Source organism: Weissella hellenica (genome assembly GCF_005405545.1).
GTDB lineage: Bacteria > Bacillota > Bacilli > Lactobacillales > Lactobacillaceae > Weissella > Weissella hellenica.
On the sequence record NZ_BJEG01000022.1, the window covers coordinates 1 to 6,893 of the forward strand.

General features: G+C 35.8%; 6 protein-coding genes. 5 read left to right on the forward strand and 1 reads right to left on the reverse strand.

Going from position 1 to position 6,893, the window contains the following annotated elements:
• Positions 1 to 134: 134 nt before the first annotated feature.
• Positions 135 to 593, reverse strand: a complete 459-nt coding sequence (locus tag FFM61_RS08785) for a GNAT family N-acetyltransferase (RefSeq protein ID WP_074428115.1) — start codon at positions 591 to 593, stop codon at positions 135 to 137.
• A gap of 158 nt (positions 594 to 751) precedes the next feature.
• Here FFM61_RS08785 and FFM61_RS08790 point away from each other — a divergent pair, with 158 nt between their 5' ends.
• The 5 genes from FFM61_RS08790 (at position 752) to FFM61_RS08810 (ending at position 6,549) form a co-directional block, all read left to right on the forward strand.
• On the forward strand, positions 752 to 2,923 hold the full coding sequence (locus FFM61_RS08790) for an LTA synthase family protein (RefSeq protein ID WP_074428114.1): 2,172 nt from the start codon (positions 752 to 754) through the stop codon (positions 2,921 to 2,923).
• 68 nt (positions 2,924 to 2,991) lie between these two features.
• A complete protein-coding gene (locus FFM61_RS08795; protein ID WP_074428113.1) occupies positions 2,992 to 3,462 on the forward strand; it encodes a MerR family transcriptional regulator in 471 nt (156 codons plus the stop codon).
• Between the two features lie 146 nt (positions 3,463 to 3,608).
• Positions 3,609 to 4,871, forward strand: coding sequence for a hydroxymethylglutaryl-CoA reductase, degradative (locus FFM61_RS08800; protein ID WP_074428112.1), 1,263 nt, complete (start codon positions 3,609 to 3,611; stop codon positions 4,869 to 4,871).
• A gap of 15 nt (positions 4,872 to 4,886) precedes the next feature.
• Complete coding sequence (locus FFM61_RS08805) at positions 4,887 to 5,837, forward strand: IpaB/EvcA family protein (protein WP_074428111.1); 951 nt, start codon at positions 4,887 to 4,889, stop codon at positions 5,835 to 5,837.
• A 10-nt stretch (positions 5,838 to 5,847) separates the two neighbouring features.
• On the forward strand, positions 5,848 to 6,549 hold the full coding sequence (locus tag FFM61_RS08810; RefSeq protein WP_074428110.1) for an NAD-dependent protein deacylase: 702 nt from the start codon (positions 5,848 to 5,850) through the stop codon (positions 6,547 to 6,549).
• Positions 6,550 to 6,893 lie beyond the last annotated feature (344 nt).

Sequence of the window (6,893 nt, forward strand, 5' to 3'; positions counted from 1 at the left end):
TGGTGTCTTTTTTTATGTGAAAAAGACAAAATAAAAAGCGTGAAATGTTTAGTTTCACGCTAGAAAGTATAGAGCCAAAAGAAGTTGAGACAGCAAAAGATGTCCCAACTTCTTTTTAGTTGAAAATGTATTAATTATGACGCAAAATGATTTTTTAAAATCATGCGACGATGATCGATGTTTGCTTCTTGGAAAACAGGACCCGTAGCATTAAAACCAAGTTTTTCATAAAAACCGATGGCTTGTACTTGGGCACCTAAGTCAAGACTTTGTATGTTAGCTTGTTGTGCGTCAGTAATGATTTGCTTTAGTAGCTTACCAGCATAACCGTTACCACGTGCATCTTTAACGGTTGCAACACGTTGTATATGCCAGTTGGTCTGTGCCTCATTTTCAGCAATTCGGGCGGTTACAACGGGTGTTCCGTTTAAAAAGCCAACATAATGCGCAGTTTGTTTATCCAAATCGTCTATTTCAATATCTAGTGGTACGCTTTGTTCAGTGACAAACACTTGTTTACGAATCATCAGTGCGGCATCATTGATTTCACCACTGCCATAGGCATGTTTAATGTTAAAGTTTGCTTCATTCATTTGCTTTCTCCTAGGTTAATAGATTGTCATTATTTTACCGCAATTTGATCATTTTATGAAAGAAGTAAGGTGTCACAAAATGATTTGCGATATAATTGATGAGATACTAATTTTAAAAATTAATAAAACAACTTTTAGAAAGAAGAGAAAAAACAACTATGGCGCATAAGAGTCGTTTTTCTTGGATAAATACACGTTTTAGCTTTTTTGTCTTACTAGTTGTATTGGTCTGGGGAAAAACACAATTAGCAAATATAATGGATTTTCATCTGTATTCAGGCGCTTCCATTATTCAATTCATAACTTTACTACTAAATCCAATACCATTGGCAATGTTGCTGATTGGAATTGCTTTTTATTTTAAAAAATCAAAGTTATTTTATCCCATTGCGATTATTATGTACATCATAAATATACTGTTGGTACATTTAAATGTCATTTATTATCGTGAATTTACAGATTTTATGTCGGTTGCCACAATGCTAGGGTACGATAAAGTGGATCAAGGGCTGGGAGCTTCTGGATTTGCCCTAACAAATATTCATGATTTATTGTATTGGATTGATATTCCAATTTTTATTATTTTCTTTTTATTTAAAAAGGTACATTTTGATAAAACGTCAACTTCGACGTTTTTGGGATTTTCAGTATCAACTTTAGCGATATTTGGCTTTATGACGACTTTAGTACTAGGTGAAGCTGATCGCCCCCAATTAATCACGCGTCAGTTCGATAGTAAAATGTTAGTTAAATATTTGGGTATTGATGCGTATACGGTATTTGATGGTGTTAAAACGCGTGGTGTTACTGAAATGCGCAAATCAGCTAAGAAATCAGACATTGATAACGTATTAGACTATGTTAATAAAAATTACACTGATGCAAATGCTAAATATGCAGGTGTGTCCAAAGGGAAAAATGTTTTTACGATTCATTTGGAATCATTCCAGCAATTTTCGCTTGATTTAAAAGTTAATAATCAAGAGGTAACACCCAATCTAAATGATATTTATCATTCTGATTCAACGATTGCTTTTGATAATTTCTTCCATCAAGTTGGTCAAGGAAAAACATCTGATGCTGAAAATATGCTAGAAACCTCGACATTTGGTTTACCGCAAGGTTCATTATTTGCAACCCAGGGAAATGATCAAACATTTCAGGCAATGCCATCGATTTTGAAACAAAATGGTGGTTATTCGTCAGCAGTATTCCATGGGAATAATGCTAGTTTTTGGAATCGTAATAACGTTTATAAGAATATGGGCTACCAGTATTTCTTTGATGCTAGTTATTATGACACGTCAGGTGATAAAGCGATGGGCTATGGATTAAAGGATAAATTATTGTTCTATGATTCAGTGCCCTACTTAGAAAAAATGCAACAACCATTTTATGCAAAGTATATAACAGTGACAAATCATTTCCCATATAGCTTAGATGCTGAAGATAAAGATCCTAATTTTGTGACAACAGATACTGATTCTGATGTTGTTAATGGTTATTTTGAAACAAACCATTATCTTGATCAGTCAATTGGCGAATTTTATAATTATCTAAAAAAGTCAGGATTATATGACAATTCAATTATTGTTTTGTATGGTGACCATTATGGGATTTCAAACTCAGAAAATAAAGAACTGGCATCAGTATTAGGAAAGAATCCTAATGAATGGACTGATTATGATAACGCACAATTACAACGTGTACCATTTATGATAAACATTCCAGGTTGGCATGGTGGTGGTATTAATCATACTTATGGTGGCGAAATTGACGTGATGCCTACTTTATTGCACTTGTTAGGTGTTGATTCAAAAAAGTATGTGCAATTAGGTCAAGATTTGTTGAGTTCAAAACGTAGTCAAGTGGTCGCTTTCCGTGATAAAGATTTTGTTACACCAGAGTATACGTATACCAACCATGAATTGTATGATAATAAAACGGGTGAGGTGATTACAAATCCATCTCAGGAAGTACAAGACAAGGTTGATAAGTACAAAAAAGAAGTGCGTGAGAAACTAAAAATCTCTGATAACCTTAATCAAAAAGATTTATTACGTTTCTATAAACCAAAAGGCTATCAATCTGTCGACGCTTCTAAGTATAATTATGCAAATGGCTTAGCCAAGCTAAAAACGTTAGATGAACAACGAGGCGATGAATCAACCTCACTATGGCATAAACGTCATGATAAGAAATCACAATCATTGTATGAAACAGATGCGCCTGAGAAGGACAAGCCAAAATCAGACACGTCACGTATTCAACAAGTTAATCCAGATGGTGGTGATGATACTGACGGCGGTAATGATACACCAAATCCATAGTAAGGTTGACAAATTTGTTAAATAACCTGACAATTAATACGATTCTAATTGGTTGAAGGAGAGCGAGTATGGCATTTTCAGGAGAGCATTCATTCCGAATGAAGGCCCTGGAATCAGAGTTATTTCAATTTCGGATAGGTGAGTTAGCAACAATGACGGGGGCTTCAACCCGGCAATTGCGCTATTGGGAAAGTAAAGGGATTATCTCTTCCCTGATTCGAGAGGGTGAACAAGAGGCCCGAGTTTATAATTATAAGGCTTATGTAACAGTTGCTTCTATTAAACAGTTTTTAGATGAGGGTTATACCTTGCAAGGTGCTGTTAAAAAAACGAAGGAATACCAAAAAAATTGGCATGTGTTACATGAGGTTATTCGACATAGTGTGCAGGGCATGGCAGTATTAAATAACGCGCCAGCTGTTGATCTAGGTTTCTTTGATGAAGACAAAACACAACGTTTGTATGCTCAGATTGATGAAAATAATAAAGTAAAATATACTGTTCAACCATGGGATGATGATTCAACCCGCATTGAGTAGGTGATACTGCTTAATATCTCGACATGATTAGCTAATTATTGGGCTGGTGATGTCGAGATATTTTTGTATAAAATTTAAATACAGTACCGCAAAAAAGTATGAATAACTGTTAAACTAATAAAAGATTGAATAAAGAGGAATATGTGATGACAAATTGGCAGCAATTTTATAAACGTCCTTGGTCCGAGAGAGTCAATATCTTGGCCACTAATCAAAAATTAACAAGTGCAGAGCAAGCTTTAATTAAAGAAAATTATAATTATATTGGTGAACAGCAAGTTGAAAATTATATTATGAATTTTGGTGTGCCAATGGGTTTGTTACTAAAATTACCAGTTAACGGACAAGAAGTGATTGTACCGATGGCAACCGAAGAACCTAGTGTGATTGCGGCTGCTAATAATGGTGCACGCATCATGCGACAAGGTGTTGGTGTTCAAACTGAGTTTTCACAGCATCTAATGCGTGGTCAAATATTATTAGTTAATGTGCAAGATGTTTCAGCATTATCAGAGTATATTCAAAAAAATGAACAATTGCTATTAAAGTGGGCTAATGATGCACATCCATCGATGGCTGCTCGTGGTGGTGGTGCTCAAGGCATCTTAGTTGAAATATTGGCAAAAACAACGGTTACCGTTAATGTGCTGGTTGATCCTAAAGAAGCAATGGGGGCGAATACGGTTAATACGATGGCCGAAGCTGTTGCGAATAACTTGCGTCAACAAGGATATCAAGTTTTGATGGCGATTTTATCGAATTATGGAACTGAGTCATTAATTACGGCAAAAGTTGCGATTCCAACAGCTGCATTAGCGACCAAGCAAGGTTTGTCTGGTCATGAAGTTGCACAAAAAATTGCGTTAGCTAGTCATATGGAAACATTATCACCACATCGAGCAGTAACTGCTAATAAAGGCATTTTAAATGGTATTGAAGCCGTTGTATTGGCCAGTGGTAATGATACACGCGCTGTTAATGCGGCTTTACACGCTTATGCAGCACATAATGGTCAGTATCAAGGTTTAATTTCATGGCAAGTTATTGATGATGAATTGATTGGCACAACGACTATGCCTTTGTCAGTAGGGGTTGTTGGTGGTTCTATTGGCATTGTTCCAGCAGTTAAGTTAAATCATCATATTATGGGGCAACCAACAGCCAAAGAGTTGGCAAGTATTATTGTAGCAACTGGATTAGCACAAAATTTATCAGCACTTAGAGCTTTAGTTTCAACTGGTATTCAAGCTGGACATATGGCGCTACAAGCAAAGTCTTTAGCAGTCCAAGTTGGTGCACACACAGATGAAATTGCAGCATTAGTGGCTAGACTAAATGCAGTCCCTAAAATAAATGCCGCATTGGCTAGGGAATTACTACAACAGCTACGCCAAGAAACGACTCATTAAAGATAGGAAAATAAGATGAAATTTACAAACGATACATTAGCATTATTAGATCAAGTTAATTCAGTATATCCTGGTTCAGTCATTTTACGTGGTACGGATACAGTTACTGGCGTGATTACGCATGATCAAGTTTCAACAGATATGCTTGGGACACGATTAATGGTTGAAGTAACAGATGGTACAGAGCCTGACTTTTTAGCAACAGCTGAGTTGTTGACAATGTTATTGACTTTAAATGGATATCCGCAAATATATTTTCAACTTAAAGGGGAAGATATTAATTTAACAGATCAATTGATGGTTATGGCAACTCATTTATATCAGCCAGCCTTACGAGCAATTATTTATCGTGAACAAGCAGCACATGGTATGTTAACAGAGGCAGTTGTTCAGGGGATGATCAGTGGTGTGCAACAAACATTAACCCCAGAAACAGCTGATAATAACAGTGAAAATGCCTTGCGTTTGTTAACGTTATTAGATTTACAAGTGTTTTTGCATAGTGCATCACAAGAAACTAATGCTATTAGGGAAAAAATGGGGCAACAATATCCACAGGCATGGACTGCTGCACAAAAAGTTTTTGATGCTATGAAGGCTGATGATATTAAAAATCCATTTAGTGTTCATCGTGCTGTGGTGACAGCTTTTAAATTATTTGATGAACAAATGATTGTTTGGGGATTACCTGAGATTCATGCTGATGAATTTACAACGTTGACGCCAGTTTTATCAGAACGTCAATTACGATTGCCTTTAGCACAAGTGTTTGATATTAAACATTTAACCATGCAAGATCGGCATACTGACAAAGAAGCTTACGCAGGGTTGTTGAAGACGTCTGGTCAAAATAGTTTTGTCTTGTCGGTGCCAGATGATGACTCAGCTGAGTTCTTTAAAGAACTTTACCAAACACCTGTTAAGGAAGTTTTGGTTAAAATTGGTCAACCATTCGCAATACGTTAAGGAGGGGAAAATGGTATTAGTAACGTCAGAAATACAAAAACAGTTTGATAATGCTAAAAATATTGTCTTTTTAACAGGTGCAGGTGTTTCGACAGCTTCAGGAATTCCAGACTATCGTTCTAAGGGTGGTATCTATGATGGTGTCTCATTACCACCCGAATACCTTTTAAGTACGGGAGCCTTGGCTAAAGAACCGGATAAAATGTATCAGTTTATGAAGGACAACATGTACTTTTTGGATGCTAAACCTAATGTTATTCATCAAAAGATGGCTGCGTTGACAAATGAAAATCGTGCACGTATCATCACACAAAACGTAGATAGTTTACATTTAAAATCAGGTGCCAAAAATGTTATTGAGTTTCATGGTTCTCTATATAATATTTATGCACCTATTGATGGACGTTCCGATGATGTTGCTGCATATCTAAGGTCACAATACAGGGCAGATGGCGCTTTATTACGACCTGCAATTACTTTATATGGTGAAATTCCATTTAAGGTAGATCAAGCAGCGCAATGGATGATGCAAGCGGATGTTATTGTAATTGTTGGTATTAGTTTTGTTGTTTATCCATTCGCCGGACTATTGCAATATGCTAAACCAACTGCTTCAGTATTAGCCGTTAATTTGGAAAAAATCCCAGCACCGGCTAATGTACAACAAATTGTTGGGGATGCACGCGAATTTTTTGAGGAATTACAAGTTTAATGGTATACAGAAAAAACTGGTATTTAGGTACCAGTTTTTCTGTATTAAAGCTGCATACTTATAGTGAAATAATGTTCGCTAAAAATTAACGATAATAACCTGTTGACGAACGTTAAGAATCCTGTTATTATTATTGAGTTGGCAATTGAGTTAACAATATTACAAATAATCATTCAAAAACAATTAATTCGTAATTAAATGAAATTAGTTGTTGACAATGAATTGGTTATCCTGTAATATAAATTAAGTTGTCAGCGAGACAACGACGTAGGTCATTGAAAACTGAATATCGTTTCGATAGAACAAATGTGTAGGGTCTTCAAGCATTATGCTTGAAACAAAAA